This is a genomic window from Caulobacter endophyticus (assembly GCF_003116815.1).
GTDB lineage: Bacteria > Pseudomonadota > Alphaproteobacteria > Caulobacterales > Caulobacteraceae > Caulobacter > Caulobacter endophyticus.
The window spans coordinates 1-17,791 of sequence record NZ_QDKQ01000003.1 but is presented as its reverse complement, the minus strand read 5'-3'; the positions used below and the strand labels follow the sequence as shown (position 1 = coordinate 17,791).

Here is a 17,791-nt window from a genome sequence, read left to right as displayed (position 1 = left end):
ATGGGAGATCCGCCATGAAGATCGTCACCAGCCTGAGCTTCCAGGGCGAATGCCGCCAGGCCTTCGAGTTCTACGCCAAGGTGCTGGGCGGCAAGGTCACCTCGGCCTTTCCGTTCGGCGAAGGCCCCGCCGACATGCCGGTCGATCCGAAATACAAGGACTGGCTGATGCACGCCTGGCTCGATGTCGGCGACCAGTCGCTGATGGGCGCCGACATGCCGCCCGAGTTCGCCCCCAACATCGACAAGCCCAAGAACGGCTTCGACGTCACCTTCCATACCGAAGACGCGGCCGAGGCCAAGCGGGTGTTCGACGCCCTGTCCGAAGGCGGCAAGGTGGGCATGCCGTTCGCGGCCACCTTCTGGTCGCCCGGCTACGGCAGCCTGACCGACCAGTTCGGCATTCCGTGGATGGTCAACACGATCCCGGGCGCGGACTGGAAGCCGGGCGGGGCGTAGCCCCCTACCCCGCCTCGCGGCCCACCTCGGCCAGCAACCAGTCGCGCACTTTGAGGATCCGCGACAGGCGGGGCGCGTCGGCGCGCCAGACGACGTGGTGGCCGGTCTCGACCTCGACCTCGCCGGCGAAGGGCCGCACCAGCCGGCCGTCGCGCAGGTCGCGTTCGGACAGACCTTCGCGGGCCAGAGCGACGCCGATCCCCTGCGCGGCGGCGTCGAGCATCACCGAGGTGTCGTCGAAGGCGATGCCGGTGATCATCTGCGGCGGCTCCAGCCCCATGCCCCGGAACCACACGGCCCAGTGCACGCCGGTGTGGCGCAGCAGCGGCACGGTCAGGAGATCGGCCGGACCGCTCATCGGGTGCTTCTCGAGAAAGCCTGGCGAGCAGACCGGGAACAGCCGCTCGCCCAGCAGCGGGATCGACTCCAGCCCTTCCCAGGGTCCGCGCCCGAAGCGCAGGGCGATGTCGACGCCGTCGGTGCGCAGGTCGGCCTTGCGATCCTCGATGCGCAGCTGAAGGTCGGCCTCGCCGGTGTCGGCCGCCAGGCGGGCCAGGCGCGTGACCAGCCAGCGGCTGGCGAAGGCCGAGGTGGCGCTGACCACCAGGGGCCCGGCCTGGGTCTGGCGGGCGCTCTCCACGCCCGCCCGCAGGGTCGCCAGCGCCTCGGCCACGTGCTCGGCCAGCCGCCGGGCGGTGGGCGTGGGGACCATGTCGTTGCCCTCGCGCCGGAACAGCACCGCGCCCAGCTCCTCTTCCAGCTTGCGGATCTGCTGGCTGACCGCGCCGTGGGTGACGTTCAGTTCGTCGGCGGCGCGGCTGTAGCCGCGATGACGATAGGCCGCCTCCAGGGCGACCAGGGAGCCAAAGGGCGGAAGCCGCACGGGCGCCTCACTTGTTAGCCAGACTCACAAGCTGACGCAGAAGCCATCGTTCGTAAAGCACGCCGGGATTTGGGATCGTCTTCCTGCGGCCGCCCTCCCATTCGACCGCATCTAACAGGACCAAGACGATGAAACTGCTGCTCGCCGGCGGCGCCCTGGCGCTCGCCCTGATGACCGCGCTCGACCGCGCGCCCACCTCGCCCGTCAACCCCGAGCCCTGGCCCGGCAGCGTGCCGATCCACAGCCCGCGGTGAACCGCGCCCACCCGCCGCATTTGCCAACCACGCCCGTTCGGCGCATATCCCGCAGCGATCATGATCGCCGCCAAGAAGACCCTTCGCAGCGCCAGCGCGCTGGCCGACGCCGGACTCGTCGCCGCCGACCGCCTGCCGGCGCTGGAGCGCGTGGCCGCCCAGTACGCGGTGGCCATCACGCCCGACATGACCCAGCTGATCGACGAGGCCGACCCGTTCGACCCGATCGCCCGCCAGTTCGTGCCCACCGACGCCGAGCTGACCACCCTGCCCGCCGAGTCCGAAGACCCGATCGGCGACTTCGCCCACAGCCCGGTCGAAGGGATCGTCCACCGCTATCCCGATCGCGTGCTGCTCAAGCCGACCCACACCTGCGCCGTCTATTGCCGGTTCTGCTTCCGGCGCGAGATGGTGGGGCCCGAGGGCCTGAAGACCCTGTCGCCGGACGAGCTGGACGCGGCCTTCGCCTATGTCGCCGCCCGCCCGCAGATCTGGGAGGTGATCGTCACCGGCGGCGATCCCTTCGTGCTGTCGGCGCGCCGCATCGCCGACCTGATGGACCGGCTCGAAGCGATCGAGCACGTCAAGGTCGTGCGCTTCCACACACGCATCCCGTCCGTCGATCCCGAGGCGGTGACGCCGGAGCTGGTGGCGGCGCTGAAGCGGGGCTCCAAGGCGGTCTATGTGGCCCTGCACGCCAACCACGCCCGCGAGCTGACCCCCGCCGTCCGCGCCGCCTGCGCGCGACTGGTCGATGCGGGCGTGCCGATGATCGGCCAGACCGTGCTGCTAAAGGGCGTCAACGACGACCCCGAAAGCCTGGGCGCGCTGATGCGGGCGCTCGTCGAGACGCGGATCAAGCCCTACTACCTGCACCAGGGCGATCTCGCCCCCGGCACCAGCCACCTGCGCACCTCGGTCGAGGAAGGCCAGGCGCTGATGAAGGCCATCCGTGGCCGCTATTCGGGCCTGTGCCAGCCGACCTACGTGCTCGACATCCCCGACGGCCACGGCAAGGTGCCGATCGGCCCCACCTACCTGGACGCCGGCGCGGTCGAAGACCCACGCGGCCAGACCCACGCCTATCCCCCGAAAGTCGACTGACCCCATGGCCTGGACCCGCACCTACGACGAGGCCGAGCCTCAGCGCGTCAACAAGTGGCTGGCCCAGAGCGGGGTCTGCTCGCGGCGCGAGGCCGAGGCCCTGATCGGCCAGGGCCTGGTGACCATCGACGGCGAGGTGGTGGAAGACGCCGGCCGCAAGATCCAGCCCGGCCAGACCCTGGTGCTGAACGACGGCGCGACCAGGCAGCTCGGCGCGGCGATGACGGTGATGATCCACAAGCCGGTCGGCATCGTCTCGTCCCAGCCCGAGGGCGAGCAGATCCCGGCCGTGCGCCTGCTGACCAAGGCCGCCCAGTTCGGCCAGCCCGGCCCCGTGCCCGGCCGCGACAGCAAGCTGGCGCCGGTGGGGCGGCTGGACATGGACTCCCGCGGCCTCTTGATCCTCTCGGAGGACGGCGTGGTGGCCAAGGCGGTGATCGGCCCGGAGTCGACGCTGGAGAAGGAGTACCGCGTCCGGGTTCGCGGCGAACTGACCCGCGAGAAGATCGACTGGCTGCGGCATGGCCTCGAACTCGACGGCCGCAAGCTCAAGCGCGCCGTCGTCGACCGCCTGGGCCAGGAGACCCTGCGCTTCGTGCTGACCGAAGGCCGCAACCGCCAGATCCGCCGGATGTGCGACTTGGTCGAACTGGACGTCATCGACCTCTTCCGCCATCGCGTCGGCCCGATCGAACTGGGCGACCTGCCCGAAGGCCGCTGGCGCCCCCTGACGCCCGCCGAGCGCGAGGCGCTGATCCGGGGCTAGAACGCGTTGCGTCCTTCGAGGCCCGCTGCGCGAGCGCCTCAGCATAAGGAAGTCAGTGCGGCGAGATCCTCAGCCTGAGGTGCGACCCAAAGGGAATCCTCGAAGGACGCAGGGCCTTTGCCCAACTCCCGCCACGACGTGTTGCAGCTTCGCCGAAAGCCGTTTCAAAGCGGCAACATCATCGCGACGTAGCGTTGTTAGCCAGTCGATCCCAATACACTGGAGATCGACATGAAAGTCGTCGTCACCGCGCTCGCCCTCGGCGCCCTCGCCCTGTCCACCCCTGTGCTCGCCCAGGGCCACGACCGCCACGAGGCGCCCGCCCCGCGCCACGAGCAGGCCAAGCCGGGCAAGGAAAGCAAGCAAGTCCGCCACGTGCGCGCCTGCAAGGCCAAGTACCGCTCCTACGACGTCAAGCGCGACGCGTACCGCGGCCAGGGCGGCCGATGGATCAAATGCCGTCTCTAGCAGTTTAGCTTGAGCGTCGGGTCGCCAGGGTCGGCGACCCGACTTTTCTTGCATCGCCTAAGCTTCCCGCCGGCTCCCCCAGGGACGACGGCTTTTTCGACCATCTTCGCCGCCGTCCGTCCGCGCCCAGAGGCCGTCCATGACCGAACCCCGCCCGTCCCTCGCCGTCCGCAAGCCCAGCCGCCGGGCGCGGATCATCGGCGGCGCCGTCGCCCTGGCCGCCCTGGCGGGCGTGGGCGTCCTGGCCTGGACCCTGCTGAACGGCGGCGGCGGTGGCGGCGACATGGGCGGGCCGGGAGGCCCTGGCGGTCCTGGCGGCCCGGGCGGCGGCGGCGGTCGTCGCGGTCCGGCCAGCACCGTGGCGGTGGCCACGGCGGCCAAGGCCGACCTGCCGGTGGTGATCGAAGCCCTGGGCACGGTGACCCCGGCCGCGACCGTCACCGTCAAGCCGCAGGTCTCGGGCGTCATCACCCAGGTGCTGTTCCGCGAGGGCCAGATGGTCCAGGCCGGCCAGACCCTGGTGCAGATCGACCAGCGGGCGTTCCAGATGGCGCTGATGGAGGCGCAAGGGAACCTGACCCGCGACGAGGCCCAGCTGGCCGTCGCCCGCCTGACCCTCAAGCGCTACCAGACCCTGCTGGAGCAGGACTCCATCGCCCGCCAGGAGGTCGACACCCAGGCCGCCACCGTCAAGCAGCTGGAAGGCACGGTGATGAGCGACCGCGCCGCGGTCGGCACGGCCCGCCTGAATGTCGGCTTCTCGCGCATCACAGCCCCGGTCAGCGGGCGCGTGGGCCTGCGCGTCGTCGACGTCGGCAACTACATCGCCTCGGGCGACGCCAGCGGGGTGGCGGTGATCACCACCCTGTCGCCGATCGACGTGGAATTCACCGTCCCGCAGGACGACGTGCCGCGCATCTCGCAGCGGGTGTTCGGCGGCGCGACCCTGCCGGTCACCGTGCTGGACCGCACCCGCACCAACACCCTGGACCAGGGCACGTTCTCGACGCTGGACAACCTCGTGGACACCGGCACCGGCACGGTGAAGGGCAAGGCCCGCTTCCCCAACACCGGCGGCAAGCTGTTCCCCAGCCAGTTCGTCAACGTCCGCATCCAGCTCGACACCCTCAAGGACGCCGTGGTCGTGCCGGCCACCGCCGTGCGCCAGGGCTCGGACGGCGCCTTCGTCTGGAAGCTGAAGAGCGATCAGACCGTAACCAAGACCAAGGTCAAGACCGGCCAGTCGACCACCACCCAGGTGGCGATCACGGAGGGCCTCGCCGTCGGCGACAAGGTCATCACGGAAGGCGGCGACCGCCTGACCGAGGGCGGCAAGGTGCAGCTGCCGGGCCAGGCGGCCCAGCGCCAGGGCGGTCAGCGCGGCGAGCGCGGAAAGCGTCCCGAAGGCGGTGAAGGCGGCGAGCGCCGTCGGCGTCCCGAGTAAGCCGGCGTACGGTCGATGAACCCCTCGCGCCCCTTCATCCAGCGGCCGGTCGCCACGGCCCTGTTCATGGCGGCCATCGTGCTGGCCGGCCTGGTCGGCTTCCGGCTGCTGCCGCTGTCGGCCCTGCCGCAGGTCGACTATCCCACCATCCAGGTGCAGACCCTCTATCCGGGCGCCAGCCCCGAGGTGATGAGCCAGACCGTCACCGCTCCGCTGGAGCGCCAGTTGGGAGAGATGTCGGGCCTTGCGCGCATGAGCTCGGTCAGCACGGCCGGCGCCAGCGTCATCACCCTGCAGTTCAACCTGGGGGAAACCCTCGACGTCGCCGAGCAGGAAGTGCAGGCGGCGATGAACGCGGCCAACTCGCTGCTGCCGGCCGACCTGCCCGCCCCGCCGGTCTACGCCAAGGTCAATCCGGCCGACGCGCCGGTGCTGACGCTCGCCATAACCTCCGACACCCTGCCGCTGACCGAGGTGCAGAACCTCGTCAACACCCGCCTGGCGCAGAAGATCAGCCAGGTCTCGGGCGTGGGCCTCGTCTCCCTCAGCGGCGGCCAGAAGCCGGCCATCCGCATCCAGGCCGACACCCAGGCCATGGCCTCTTACGGCCTGACGCTGGCCGAGCTGCAGAGCGCCATCGACAGCTCCAACGCCAACAGCGCCAAGGGCAGCTTCGACGGCCCCACCCGCACCTACACGATCAACGCCAACGACCAGCTGCTGACGGTCGACGACTATCTGAACCTGATCGTCACCTACAAGAACGAGGCCCCGATCCGTATCCGCGACGTGGCCAGCGTGGTGCAGAGCGCCGAGAACACCCGCCTGGGCGCATGGGCCGGCAAGACCCCGGCGATCATCGTCAACGTCCAGCGCCAGCCCGGCGCCAATGTCATCAAGACTGTAGACGCCATCAAGGCCAAGCTGCCCGAGCTGCAGGCCGGCCTGCCGGCGACGCTGAAGGTCGAGGTGCTGGCCGACCGCACCACCGGCATCCGCGCCTCGGTGCACCACGTGGAGCTGGAGCTGATCCTGGCCGTGGTGATGGTCGTGCTGGTGATCTTCTTCTTCCTGCACTCCATGCGGGCGACGATCATCGCCAGCCTGGCCGTGCCGATCTCGCTGATCGGCTCGTGCGGGGTGATGTACCTGCTGGGCTACTCGCTCAACAACCTCTCCCTGATGGCCCTGACCATCGCGACCGGCTTCGTCGTCGACGACGCCATCGTGATGATCGAGAACATCATCCGCCACATGGAGAAGGGCGAAAAGCCGATGCAGGCGGCGCTGAAGGGCGCGCGCGAGATCGGCTTCACCATCATCTCGCTGACCATCTCTCTGATCGCGGTGCTGATCCCGCTGCTGTTCATGGGCGACGTGGTCGGACGCCTGTTCCGCGAGTTCGCCGTCAGCCTGGCCATCACCATTCTGATCTCGGCCGTGGTTTCGCTGACCCTGACGCCCATGCTGTCGGCCCGCTGGCTGAAGAGCCACGAGGAGGACAAGCCAGGCCGTATCGGCCAGAAGGCCCAGGCCTTCTTCGAGAAGGTCGAGGCCCGCTATGAGACGGCCCTGGCCTGGGTCGTGGCCCGCCAGACCGCCACCTTGGTCGTCGCCGTCGCCACCCTGGTGCTGACCGGCGTGCTCTACATGGTCATTCCCAAGGGCCTGTTCCCGACCCAGGACACCGGCCAGCTGCAGGCCCGCACCGAGGTCGAGCAGTCGGTGTCGTACGAGCGCATGGCCGGCCTGCAGCAGCAGGCGGCCGCGACCATCCTCGAGGACCCGGCCGTGGCCAGCGTGGCCTCGTTCATCGGCGTCGACGGGGCCAACAACAGCATGCTCCACACCGGCCAGATGCAGATCAACCTGAAGGGCGACCGCAAGGGCTCGCAGGAGAAGATCATGCAGCGGCTGCGCGAGCGCGTGGCCGGCGTGCCCGGCGTCACCCTCTATCTCCAGCCGACCCAGGACCTGACCATCGACGCCGAAAGCGGTCCGACCCAGTACCGCCTGTCGCTGGAAGGCGCCGACACCGCCACGGTCAAGGAGTGGGCCGGCAAGCTGTCGGAAAAGCTGGCCAGCGTGAAGGCCGTGCGCAACATCTACAGCGACGCCTCGGCCACCGGCGCCGCGGCCTATATCGACATCGATCGCGACACCGCCGCCCGGCTTTCGATCACCGCCTCGGACGTCGACGACGCCCTCTACAGCGCCTTTGGCCAGCGGATCGTCTCGACGATCTTCACCGAAACCAACCAGTACCGCGTGATCCTGGAGGCCAAGCCCGGCCTGCTGACCGACCCGGCCTCGCTGGGGAACCTGAACCTGCGCACCGGCGGCGGCTCGCCCGCCCCGCTGGCGGCGTTCTCGACCATCAAGGAGCAGCAGTCGCCGCTGCAGGTGACCCACGTGGCCCAGTTCCCGGCCACCACGATCGGCTTCGACACCGCGCCGGGCGTCTCGCTGGGCCATGCGGTCGACGAGATCCGCGCGGCGATGAAGGACATCGACATGCCCACGTCGGTGACCCACACCTTCCTGGGCGCGGCCGGGGCCTACGAGAACTCGCTCAGCAACCAGCTGTGGCTGATCCTGGCGGCCGTGGTCTGCGTCTACATCGTGCTGGGCGTGCTCTACGAGAGCTACATCCACCCGCTCACCATCCTGTCGACCCTGCCCTCGGCCGGCGTCGGGGCCCTGCTGGCCCTGTGGCTGACCGGCCATGACCTGGGCGTGATCGGGATCATCGGCATCATCCTCCTGATCGGCATCGTCAAGAAGAACGCGATCATGATGATCGACTTCGCCATCGAGGCCGAGCGCAACGAGGGCAAGTCGCCCGAGGAGGCGATCTTCCAGGCCGCCATACTGCGCTTCCGCCCGATCCTGATGACCACGCTGGCGGCCCTGTTCGCCGCCGTGCCGCTGATGCTGGGCTTTGGCGAAGGCGCCGAGCTGCGCCGCCCGCTGGGCATCGCCATCTTCGGCGGCCTGCTGGTCAGCCAGCTGCTGACCATGTTCACGACGCCGGTGGTCTATCTGGCCTTCGACCGCATCGCCCCATCGGGCAAGAAGCGCCGGGACGAGGATCGGAACGACGAAGACCGCGTCGACCAGCCGCTGCCGGGGCTGCCGTCATGAACCTGTCGGCGCCCTTCATCCGCCGGCCGGTGGCGACGGTCCTGCTGACCATCGGCCTGGCCCTGGCCGGCGTCTTCGCCTTCCTGGTGCTGCCGGTCTCGCCGCTGCCGCAGGTGGACTATCCGACCATCTCGGTGTCGGCCAGCCTGTCGGGGGCCAGCCCCGAGACCATGGCCTCCAGCGTCGCAACCCCGCTGGAACGGCGCCTGGGCGTGATCTCCGGCGTCAACGAGATGACCTCGCAAAGCTCGTCGGGCTCGACGCGGGTGACGCTGCAGTTCGACCTCAACCGCAAGATCGACGGCGCCGCGCGCGAGGTGCAGGCGGCCATCAACGCCGCCCGCGCCGACCTGCCCGCCACGCTGCGCAGCAACCCGACCTACCGCAAGATGAACCCGTCGGACGCGCCGGTGATCATCCTGGCCCTGACCTCCGACACTAAGACGCCCGGCCAGATCTACGACGCGGTCTCCAATGTCGTGGCCCAGCGCATCTCGCAGGTGAAGGGCGTGGGCGACGTCGAGATCGGCGGCGGCTCGCTGCCGGCCGTGCGGATCTCGGTGAATCCGTTCCTGCTCAACAAGTACGGCGTCAGCCTGGAAGACGTGCGCGCGGCCATCCAGTCGGCCAACGCCAATCGCCCCAAGGGCGCGGTCGAAGGCGACGGCAAGCGCTTCCAGATCTACACCTCCAGCAGCGGTCGAAAGGCGGCCGACTATGCCGGGCTGCTGGTCGCCTGGCGCGGCGAGGCGGGGGTCAAGCTGTCGGACGTGGCCAGCGTCACCGACAGCGTCGCCGACACCCGCACCATCGGCCTGTTCAACGGCAAGCCGGCGATCATCGTCCTGATCACCCGCCAGCCCGGCGCCAACATCATCGAGACCGTCGACAGCGTGCGCGCCGCCCTGCCCGAACTGCGCGAACAGCTGCCCGGCGACATCAACGTGCAGGTGGCCAGCGACAGCACCAACTCGATCCGCGCCTCGCTGCACGAGATCGAAGTCACCCTGCTGATCTCGATCGTGCTGGTGGTGCTGGTGGTCAGCGCCTTCCTGCGCAGCGGCCGGGCGACCTTCATTCCGGCGGCGGCGACCATCGTCTCGCTGCTGGGCACCTTTGGCGTCATGTACCTGCTGGGCTTCTCGCTCAACAATCTCAGCCTCATGGCCATCACGGTGGCGACGGGATTCGTCGTCGATGACGCCATCGTCGTGCTGGAGAACACCCAGCGCCACATCGAGGCGGGCATGGAGCGCTTCAAGGCCGCCACCCTGGGCGCGCGCGAGGTCGGCTTCACCGTGCTGTCGATCAGCGTCTCGCTGGTGGCGGTGTTCATCCCGCTGCTGTTCATGGGCGGCCAGGTCGGGCGCCTGTTCCGCGAGTTCGCCGTCACCCTGTCGGCGGCGGTGCTGATCTCGCTGGTCATCAGCCTGACGACCACGCCGATGATGTGCGCCTACCTGCTCAAGCCCCGCCCCGAGGGCCACAAGGAAGGCCGCATCGCCCGCTTCTTCGAGAAGATGTTCGACAAGGTCCAGGCGATCTACGCCCGCTCGCTGGACTGGGCGCTGCACGCCAAGCCGCTGGTCATGCTGCTGCTGGTCGCCGTCATCGGCATGACGGTGTGGCTCTACATCGCCGTGCCCAAGGGCTTCTTCCCCCAGCAGGACAACGGCCAGCTGATGGCCGGCATCCGCGCCGACCAGAGCGTCTCGTTCCAGACCATGGAGCAGAAGCTGCGGGCCGTGGTCGAGATCATCCGCAAGGACCCCGCCGTCGACACCGTGGTAGGCTTCACCGGCGGCGCCCGGGCCGGCGGCGGCTTCATGTTCGTCAATCTCAAGCCCGCCAGCGAGCGCAAGGAGAAGGGCAGCGCCGTGATCGCCCGGCTGCGGCCGCAGCTGCAGAAGGTGACCGGCGTGTCGATCTTCCTCAACCCGGTGCAGGACCTGCGCATGGGCGGGCGGTCGAGCAACTCGACCTACCAGTACACCCTGACCAGCGACTCCAGCGACGCCCTCAAGGAATGGGCGCCCAAGCTGGCCGAGGCGATGAAGGCGCATTCCGACGTCATGACCGACGTCGACAGCGACCAGTCGGAGAACGGCGTCGAGACCTTCGTCACCATCGACCGCGACAGCGCCTCGCGCATGGGCGTCACGCCCCGGGCCGTGGACAACGCGCTCTACAACGCCTTCGGCCAGCGCCAGGTCGCGACGATCTACGAGGACGTCAACCAGTACTCGGTGATCATGGAGTGGCAGCAACAGTTCGCCCAGGGCCCCGAGGCGCTGAACGACGTCTACGTGCCGACCACCAGCAGCACTTCGACCACCACCTCCAGCACCAGCGGGGCGGCGGTGAACCCGTCGCTGCGCGACGCCTCCACGGGCTCGGCCCTGAACACCACGGCCACGCCGATGACCCCGCTGACCGCGATCGCCAGCGTCGCCCAGAGCGCCACCCCCACCTCGGTCAACCACCAGAACGGCGAGCTGGCCACGACGGTGTCGTTCAACCTGCCCGACGGCGTGTCGCTGTCCCAGGCCCAGGCCGCCATCGCCCAGGCCGAGGCCGACATCGGCCTGCCGACCAATGTGCGCGGCAGCTTCCAGGGCAGCGCCCGCAGCTACAACGAGCAGATGAAGCAGCAGCCCTACCTGATCGCGGCGGCCATCATCGCGATCTACATCGTGCTGGGCATTCTCTACGAGAGCTATGTCCACCCGGTGACGGTGCTGTCGACCCTGCCGGCCGCCGGCGTCGGGGCGGTGCTGGCCCTGCTGCTGTTCGGCATGGAGTTCTCGATCATCGCCCTGATCGGGGTGTTCCTGCTGCTGGGCATCGTCAAGAAGAACGCCATCCTGATCATCGACTTCGCCCTGGAGGCCCAGCGCGGCCGGGGTCTGAGCGCGATCGAGGCCGTGCGGGAGGCCAGCCTCCTGCGCTTCCGCCCCATCCTGATGACCACCCTGGCCGCGGCCCTGGGCGCCCTGCCCCTGGCCATCGGCTTCGGCGAAGGCGCCGAGCTGCGCCGGCCGCTGGGCGTCACCATCATCGGCGGCCTGATCGCCAGCCAGCTTTTGACCCTCATCACCACCCCCGTGGTCTACGTCTATCTCGACCGCCTGCGCGGCAAGCGGCGCGACGAGCGCGACCTGACCCACATGCCCTCCGCCCCGGAACTCGCCCGATGACCGCCCGCCTGCTGACCGCCCTGCCCCTCGTCGCCCTCGTGACCGCCTGCTCGACGACGCCGGCCTACGAGACGCCAAAGCTGGCCTCGCCCGCGCCTTCGACCTGGAAGGCCATGGACGGCTGGAAGACGGCCACGCCGTCCGATCACCTGGATCGCGGCGACTGGTGGACCTTGTTGGGCGATCCCCAGCTGAACGCCCTGGCCGAGCGGGTGAAGGTGGACAACCAGACCATCGCCGCCGCCGAGGCCGCCTATCGTCAGGCCCGGGCCCTGGTGCGCGAACAGCGCGCCTCGCTGTTCCCCAGCATCGACCTGTCGGCCTCGGGCACGCGCTCGGGCGGCGGCGGCACCAGCAGCGCCCCCGGCGCCGGCGGGGCCACCAGCTCGGGCGACACCAAGCGCTATTCGGCCAGCATCGGCGCCAGCTGGGAGCCCGACGTCTGGGGCCGCATCCGCGCCTCGATCGGCAATGCGAACGCCAGCGCCCAGGCCAGCGCCGCCGACCTGGCGGCCGCCCAGCTGTCGGCCCAGGGTGAACTGGCGACCAACTACCTGGGCCTGCGCCAGAGCGACATCGAGATCGCCCTGGTCCAGGCCACCGTCGAGGGCTACCAGCGCGCGCTGAAGATCACCCAGAACCGCTACGACGCCGGCGTCGCCCCGCGCTCGGACGTGCTGCAGGCCCAGACCACCCTGGCCAACGCCCAGTCCAGCCTGGAGGGCCTGACCCAGACCCGCGCGACGTACGAGAACGCCATCGCCGTGCTGGTCGGCCAGCCGGCCAGCGGCTTCCGCATCGCCGCCGATCCGAACTGGACGGCGAGCGTGCCGGAGATCCCGACCGGCCTGCCCTCGACCCTGCTGGAGCGCCGTCCCGACGTCGCCGCCGCCGAGCGCCGCGTGGCCGCCGCCAACGCCCAGATCGGCGTGGCCCGCGCCGCCTACTTCCCGACCTTCACGCTCAGCGGTTCGGGCAACTCGACCGCCAGCGTGCTTGGCGACCTGTTCTCGGCCTCGGCCAACACCTGGTCGCTGGGCCTGGCCGCGGCCCAGACCCTGTTCGACGCCGGCGCCCGCAAGGCCCAGGTCGCCCAGTCCCGCGCCGCCTACGACGCGGCCGCCGCCAACTATCGCCAGACCGCCCTTACCGCCTTCCAGGACGTCGAGAACCAGCTGACGGCGGTGCGGGTGCTTGAGCGCCAGTACGCCCTGCTGGAGACCGCCTCCAAAGCCGCCGACCAGACCGAGCAGATGCTGCTGAACCAGTACCGCGCCGGCCAGGTGGCCTATACCGACGTCGTCACCGCCCAGGCCTCGGCCCTGTCGGCGCGTCGCGACCTGGCCTCCGCCCGCGTCTCGCGCCAGACGGCGGCCGTGGCGCTGGTGCAGGCGATCGGCGGCGGCTGGACGGGGCTGGAGGGCAAGTAGCCCCTACCCCGCCGATGCTTCCATCACCACGCGCAGCTTGCGCAAGGCGGCGGCCAATTCACCCTTGGCGCTGGCCAGCGCCCCGCCGTTGCGGATCGCCCGGCGGGCGTCGGCCGCCGCGCCGCGGTTGATCTGCTCGGCCACCTGGCCGGCGATGCGGTGGAAGTCGCGATGGGCCTCCAGGCAGTGCAGGTGCAGGTGGCTGCCGGGCATGCGCTTGTGGCCCTCGCCGTGCAGCCACTGGCCGGCGGCGCAGGTCCGCTCGGCCCGTACGGCGGCGGCGTCGACGGCGCGCCCCTCCGCCATGGCGGCTTCCAGATCCTCGCAGATGCGGTTGTGAAACTGGGTCTGTTCCAGGAAGTCCATGAGCACGCCCCACGCGCTTAGCCAGCTGAAGCCGGGGCATGGCGGCTCTCGATTTCGCCAGTGTTGCGGCAAGGTTGCGGTTTGAAGAAACCGCTCGCGCATCTGTTTAGGAACGGAGGGTCGGGGACACAGGTCGATATCGCGACGCGTCCCGCCCCGAAACACCGGCGCAACAACCGGCGGCATGATCGCGGGCAAGGAGCAGCCCATGACCCGAACCGAAGACGACGTCCGCGAAGCCGCCGCCTGGCTGGAGCGCCTGCGCTCGCCCGAGGCCGGCCAAGGCGACCGGGAGGAGTTCGAGACCTGGGTGGCCCATCCGCGCCGCCGCGACGCCTTCGAGGCGCTCAGGGCCGTCGACGCCGAGATCACCAGCTGGGATCCGCCCGCGCCCGTCTCGCCCTGGCCGATCCTGGGCGCCCTTGCCCTGGGGGCCGGCGGGCTGGCGGCGGCGGCCGGACTGCTGATCCACTGAACGCGAAAAGGGCGCCGGTCCGCCAAGACCGGCGCCCTTCCTCGCCGCCGCCGGGGCTGACTGGGCGGCGAGCGCCGGGCGCGCAAAGGGGGAGAAGCGCGCCCGGGTTAGCTTCAGGCTTCGACTAGAAGCGCTTGCGGATGCCCACATAGTAGGAGCGGCCGAGCACGTCGTAGTTCTGCGGGTCGTAGTTGCCCTCGGTGTCGCCCACCTGCGGCGGCGCCTTGTCGAACAGGTTGTTGACGCCGAAGCGCAGGGCGGTGTCCCAGGGCAGTTCGACGCGGCCGTTGAGGTCGAAGGCGTTGTAGGCCTTCACGCCCCGCGAGGTACTGCTGGGGGAGACGACCTTGGCCGAGTTCTCCATGGCCTCGATCCAGCGCCAGCGCAGGCCCAGGCTCGCCGGACCCCAGGTATACGTGCCCGAGGTGACCGACTTCCACTTCGGGTGAGCGGTGCCGGCGGTGCTTTCCACACCCGTGCCGATCGTACCGACATAGTCGTAGACCGGCGCCCCCGGCAGGTTCTGAATCTTGAACTTGTCGGTGTAGCCCAGGGCCACGTTCAGGGCGAAGGAGCCCGGGATCATGTCCAGGGCGCTGTCGGCGAAGTCGAAGCTCCAGTCGACCTGCACGTCCACGCCCGTGGTCTGGAACTGGCCGAGATTCAGCAGCGGCTGCACCGGGTTGGTCGGCACGCCGCTGGCCGAGTTGCGGGTCAGCAGCGAGCAGTAGTAGTTGCTGGGGTCGTAGGTCGGGTTGGAGCCGCCCGAGTTGAAGCAGAACTGGAAGGCGTTGACGATCGACAGGCTGCCGATCGCGTCCTTCACCTTGATGTCGTACCAGTCGACCGAGGCCGTCAGGCGGCTGAGCAGCGGGTGCTCGAACGGCGAGCGCAGGACGGCGCCGAACGAGTAGGTGTCGGCAGTTTCTTCCTGCAGGTCGGGGTTGCCGCCAGTCAGGGCGAACACCTGGGCCGTGCCCAGCTGGTAGCTGTCGATGATCGCGGTCGGCACGCCCTGCGCCAGGCAGAGGCTGCGCACCGCCGCGGCGTTGGCGCCGGTCCGCCAGGACGAGCGCACGTCGCAGGGATCGCCGTTGGTGGTCGTCGACGACGCCGTGCCGATGGCCACCGAACCCGTCGAGACCGGCGCGTAGAGCTCGCCGACGCTGGGGGCGCGGATAGCGCGGTTGTAGCCGCCGCGCAGGCGGACCGGCTCGACGATCTTCCAGTCGAAGTCGGCCTTGTAGGTCTGCACCCCGCCCACCGAGCTGTAGTCGGAATAGCGATAGCCCAGGTCGAGGTTGAACTCCTCGATGAACGGCAGGTCCTTCAGGACCGGCACCAGCAGTTCGCCGTAGACCTCGTAGGTGTCGACCGAGCCGGCGGCGTCGCGCAGCACGCTGTAGCCGAGGATGTCGCTGGTGCCGTCGGGCTGGTTCAGCTGGGCGTCGGGCTTGAAGGTGTATTCGTTGGAGCGGTAGTCCGTACCGGCGGCGAACTTCACCGTGCCGGCCGGCAGGTCGAACAGCGAACCGGACATGTTCACCTCGACCATGCGCTGCTCGAGGGTGTTCTGGTTCAGGGTGCGGCGCGACATGTAGCGCACGCACTCGGCCGACGGGGTCAGGTTGCCGAAGGGATTCCAGCCGCCGGCGCAGTATTCCGTGCCGCCGGTCGGGCTGTTGAGCAGGCGCGAGATGGCGCTGGCGCTGGCGCCGCCGGTCTGCTCGTTGTCGAACTTGGCGCGGCTGAACGAGACATAGCCGTCCCAGGTCCAGTCCTTGAAGCCCGTTTCGCCCGACAGGCCATTGGTGAACTGGAAGACGTCGTAGCTGTACTTCTGGATGCGCGGACCCAGGATATCCAGCGCCTTGTAGAAGGTGAAGGCGGCGTTCGGGGTCGGGCGCGAGGCCAGGATCGGACGGAAGTCGGACGGGACGAACGGATTGGAGACCGGAACGGTCAGGCCATAGACGTTCGAGGCCAGGGTCGGGTTGGAGACGCCCACCGAGACGTAGTCGGTGAAGGTGAACTGCGAGAAGAACTTCAGATTGTCGGTCAGGTCGTAATCGACCTTGGCGAACACCGCGTAGCGGTCGAGATCGGCCTGCATCGAGCTGCCGTTGTAGCCGAAGTTGACCTGCTGGGAGGTGCCCGCGGCGTTGGCGTTGACGATGTAGGCGTTGTCGGTCTGCGGGTCGCGGAAGTTCAGGACCGGCACGCCCGAGGTCGAGAACAGGGTCTGGTCGGTGTTGAAGCCGATCTGGCCGGTGTAGCGGCCGGCGCTGTTGCCGCTCAGGGCCGCGGTGCCATAGCTGCCCTGGAACAGCGTGTTGATCGAGGCCAGGGTCGGCAGGTTGGCGCCGAACAGCACCGTGCCCTGCGGGATGGTCGACAGGCCCGGCGCCGAGGTGCGGAAGATGTAGTAGTCGCGGGCGCTCTGCAGGGCGCGGTCGCGGTTGGTGTAGTCGAACGACAGCACCGCCCGGCCGCGGCCCTCGGCGAAGTCCGAGCCGCCGGTGATCGAGAAGCGGAACGACTCCGCGTCGCCCTTTTCCGAGATGCCGTACTGGGCGTCGGCGGTCAGGCCGTTGAAGCTGCGCTTGAGCTTGAAGTTGACGACGCCGGCGGTGGCGTCCGAGCCGTAGGCGGTGGAGGCGCCGCCGGTGATGACTTCGACGTTCTCGATCAGGGCTTCGGGGATGATGTTGAGGTCGACCGAACCGTCGGGGTTGGACGGCTGCAGGCGGCGGCCGTCCAGCAGGATCAGGGTGCGCTTGGCGCCAAGGCCGCGAAGGCTGGCGTAGGACTGGCCGCCGTTGAGGCCCGTGCTGGTCGAGCCGGTGTTGCCCTGGCCGAACGAGCCGGTGAACTGCGGCATCTGCGACAGGGCCTTTTCGACCGTCACCTGGCCGGTGGCCTCGATGGCGGCGGCCCCGACGGTCTGGATCGGGCTGTTGGCCACATAGTCCTGGCGGGCGATGCGCGAGCCGGTGACGACGACGGCCTCTACGGCCTGCGGCTCTTCGGGAGCGGCGGCCTCCTGGGCGTGGGCGACGCCGAGCATCAGCGCGCCATACGCGCAGCCGCCGGCCATCATCCGCTTCAAGGTCCTCGATCGCATGCTTGCATCCCCTTTGGATTGGGTCGCGCCCCTCGCGCTTCCGATCCTCAAGACGCAGCCTGTTTCCGAACCCACACCTTCCAGACAACTTTTTGCCGTAGACCCAAGTCACGGATTGGTAAGGAGAAAAATTTTTGCTTTCGGACGTGAGGAAACGCCGACGGCCTGCGTCTTGATAGATGCGGGCCGCTCATGTCGGCCTCCTGAACAGAGCTACGGGACCGCCATGCCGGACGTGATCCAGATTCCCGCCGAACATTTCGAGCGATTGAAGAGCCGCCTGCCCGCCATCACCCGCGAGCACCTCAACAACGTCTACGGCATCAGCGAGACCACCTGGACCAAGCTGCGCCGCGGCGAGCCGATCAAGCGCGTCACCTGGGAGCGCCTCCTGAGCCGTTACGAGCGCCTGCAGAAGGCCGCCGCGTCCTGACCTAGCGCTCCCAAGCGCATCCGACACCGACGGGCCGGCCTCGCCGCGCCTGCTGTCTTTACCTTTCCCCAAAATCCACGCGCTCCACGGACGCCCAGGCGGCGTCCGCCGCGTTCGCCGCGTGCGCAAAGGCTGCTCGATGAACAAACGCTTCGCCTATCTGATCATCGGCGCGATGGTGCTGGGGATCCTCGTCGGCTGGGGATGCAACCAGTTCCTGGACGCCGAAGGGGCCAAGTCGGCCG

The 17,791-nt window shown here is 69.2% G+C and carries 15 protein-coding genes; 12 read left to right on the top strand and 3 right to left on the bottom strand.

The annotated features are described in order from the left end of the window. Positions 1 to 14 precede the first annotated feature (14 nt). Complete coding sequence (locus DDF67_RS00075) at positions 15 to 458, top strand: VOC family protein (RefSeq protein WP_109098945.1); 444 nt, start codon at positions 15 to 17, stop codon at positions 456 to 458. 4 nt (positions 459 to 462) lie between these two features. On the opposite strand, the gene DDF67_RS00070 is transcribed toward DDF67_RS00075, so the two are convergent. After that, positions 463 to 1,341 (bottom strand): LysR substrate-binding domain-containing protein, encoded by an 879-nt coding sequence (locus DDF67_RS00070; RefSeq protein WP_109098944.1) that lies wholly within the window; start codon positions 1,339 to 1,341, stop codon positions 463 to 465. A gap of 128 nt (positions 1,342 to 1,469) precedes the next feature. On the opposite strand from DDF67_RS00070, the gene DDF67_RS26205 reads away from it, so the two are divergent. From DDF67_RS26205 to DDF67_RS00035, 8 genes are all read left to right on the top strand, one after another. Continuing rightward, the gene (locus tag DDF67_RS26205; protein WP_269845422.1) at positions 1,470 to 1,595 is read left to right on the top strand and encodes a hypothetical protein; all 126 of its coding nucleotides are present in this window, start codon (positions 1,470 to 1,472) and stop codon (positions 1,593 to 1,595) included. A gap of 60 nt (positions 1,596 to 1,655) precedes the next feature. Further along, positions 1,656 to 2,699, top strand: a complete 1,044-nt coding sequence (locus tag DDF67_RS00065) for a lysine-2,3-aminomutase-like protein (protein ID WP_408608557.1) — start codon at positions 1,656 to 1,658, stop codon at positions 2,697 to 2,699. A 4-nt stretch (positions 2,700 to 2,703) separates the two neighbouring features. Then, positions 2,704 to 3,465 (top strand): pseudouridine synthase, encoded by a 762-nt coding sequence (locus tag DDF67_RS00060; RefSeq protein WP_109098943.1) that lies wholly within the window; start codon positions 2,704 to 2,706, stop codon positions 3,463 to 3,465. A 231-nt stretch (positions 3,466 to 3,696) separates the two neighbouring features. Further along, positions 3,697 to 3,933, top strand: a complete 237-nt coding sequence (locus DDF67_RS00055) for a BA14K family protein (RefSeq protein ID WP_109098942.1) — start codon at positions 3,697 to 3,699, stop codon at positions 3,931 to 3,933. A 139-nt stretch (positions 3,934 to 4,072) separates the two neighbouring features. Next, positions 4,073 to 5,377, top strand: coding sequence for an efflux RND transporter periplasmic adaptor subunit (locus DDF67_RS00050; protein WP_109098941.1), 1,305 nt, complete (start codon positions 4,073 to 4,075; stop codon positions 5,375 to 5,377). A 15-nt stretch (positions 5,378 to 5,392) separates the two neighbouring features. Then, the gene (locus DDF67_RS00045) at positions 5,393 to 8,521 is read left to right on the top strand and encodes a multidrug efflux RND transporter permease subunit (RefSeq protein ID WP_109098940.1); all 3,129 of its coding nucleotides are present in this window, start codon (positions 5,393 to 5,395) and stop codon (positions 8,519 to 8,521) included. Further along, positions 8,518 to 11,718 carry an efflux RND transporter permease subunit gene (locus DDF67_RS00040; RefSeq protein WP_109098939.1) on the top strand — a complete coding sequence of 1,067 codons (3,201 nt, stop codon included), beginning with the start codon at positions 8,518 to 8,520 and terminating at the stop codon, positions 11,716 to 11,718. Before DDF67_RS00045 ends, DDF67_RS00040 begins: the two co-directional genes overlap by 4 nt. Then, positions 11,715 to 13,148, top strand: coding sequence for an efflux transporter outer membrane subunit (locus DDF67_RS00035; protein WP_109098938.1), 1,434 nt, complete (start codon positions 11,715 to 11,717; stop codon positions 13,146 to 13,148). The genes DDF67_RS00040 and DDF67_RS00035 overlap by 4 nt, the downstream gene beginning before the upstream one ends. A 3-nt stretch (positions 13,149 to 13,151) precedes the next feature. Here the strand turns inward: DDF67_RS00035 and DDF67_RS25400 are convergent, their stop codons facing one another. Next, complete coding sequence (locus DDF67_RS25400; protein ID WP_158277960.1) at positions 13,152 to 13,514, bottom strand: CZB domain-containing protein; 363 nt, start codon at positions 13,512 to 13,514, stop codon at positions 13,152 to 13,154. 208 nt (positions 13,515 to 13,722) lie between these two features. On the opposite strand from DDF67_RS25400, the gene DDF67_RS00025 reads away from it, so the two are divergent. Further along, positions 13,723 to 13,989, top strand: a complete 267-nt coding sequence (locus DDF67_RS00025; RefSeq protein ID WP_158277959.1) for a FecR/PupR family sigma factor regulator — start codon at positions 13,723 to 13,725, stop codon at positions 13,987 to 13,989. 124 nt (positions 13,990 to 14,113) lie between these two features. Here the strand turns inward: DDF67_RS00025 and DDF67_RS00020 are convergent, their stop codons facing one another. Then, complete coding sequence (locus DDF67_RS00020; RefSeq protein WP_109098935.1) at positions 14,114 to 17,113, bottom strand: TonB-dependent receptor domain-containing protein; 3,000 nt, start codon at positions 17,111 to 17,113, stop codon at positions 14,114 to 14,116. A gap of 226 nt (positions 17,114 to 17,339) precedes the next feature. Here DDF67_RS00020 and DDF67_RS00015 point away from each other — a divergent pair, with 226 nt between their 5' ends. Both DDF67_RS00015 and DDF67_RS25850 read left to right on the top strand, forming a co-directional pair. Then, entirely contained in the window at positions 17,340 to 17,546 is a 207-nt protein-coding gene (locus DDF67_RS00015) for a hypothetical protein (protein ID WP_058346819.1), read from the top strand. Positions 17,547 to 17,685: 139 nt separating this feature from the next. Continuing rightward, on the top strand, positions 17,686 to 17,791 hold a 106-nt coding region (locus DDF67_RS25850), incomplete at its 3' end, for a hypothetical protein (RefSeq protein ID WP_233247488.1).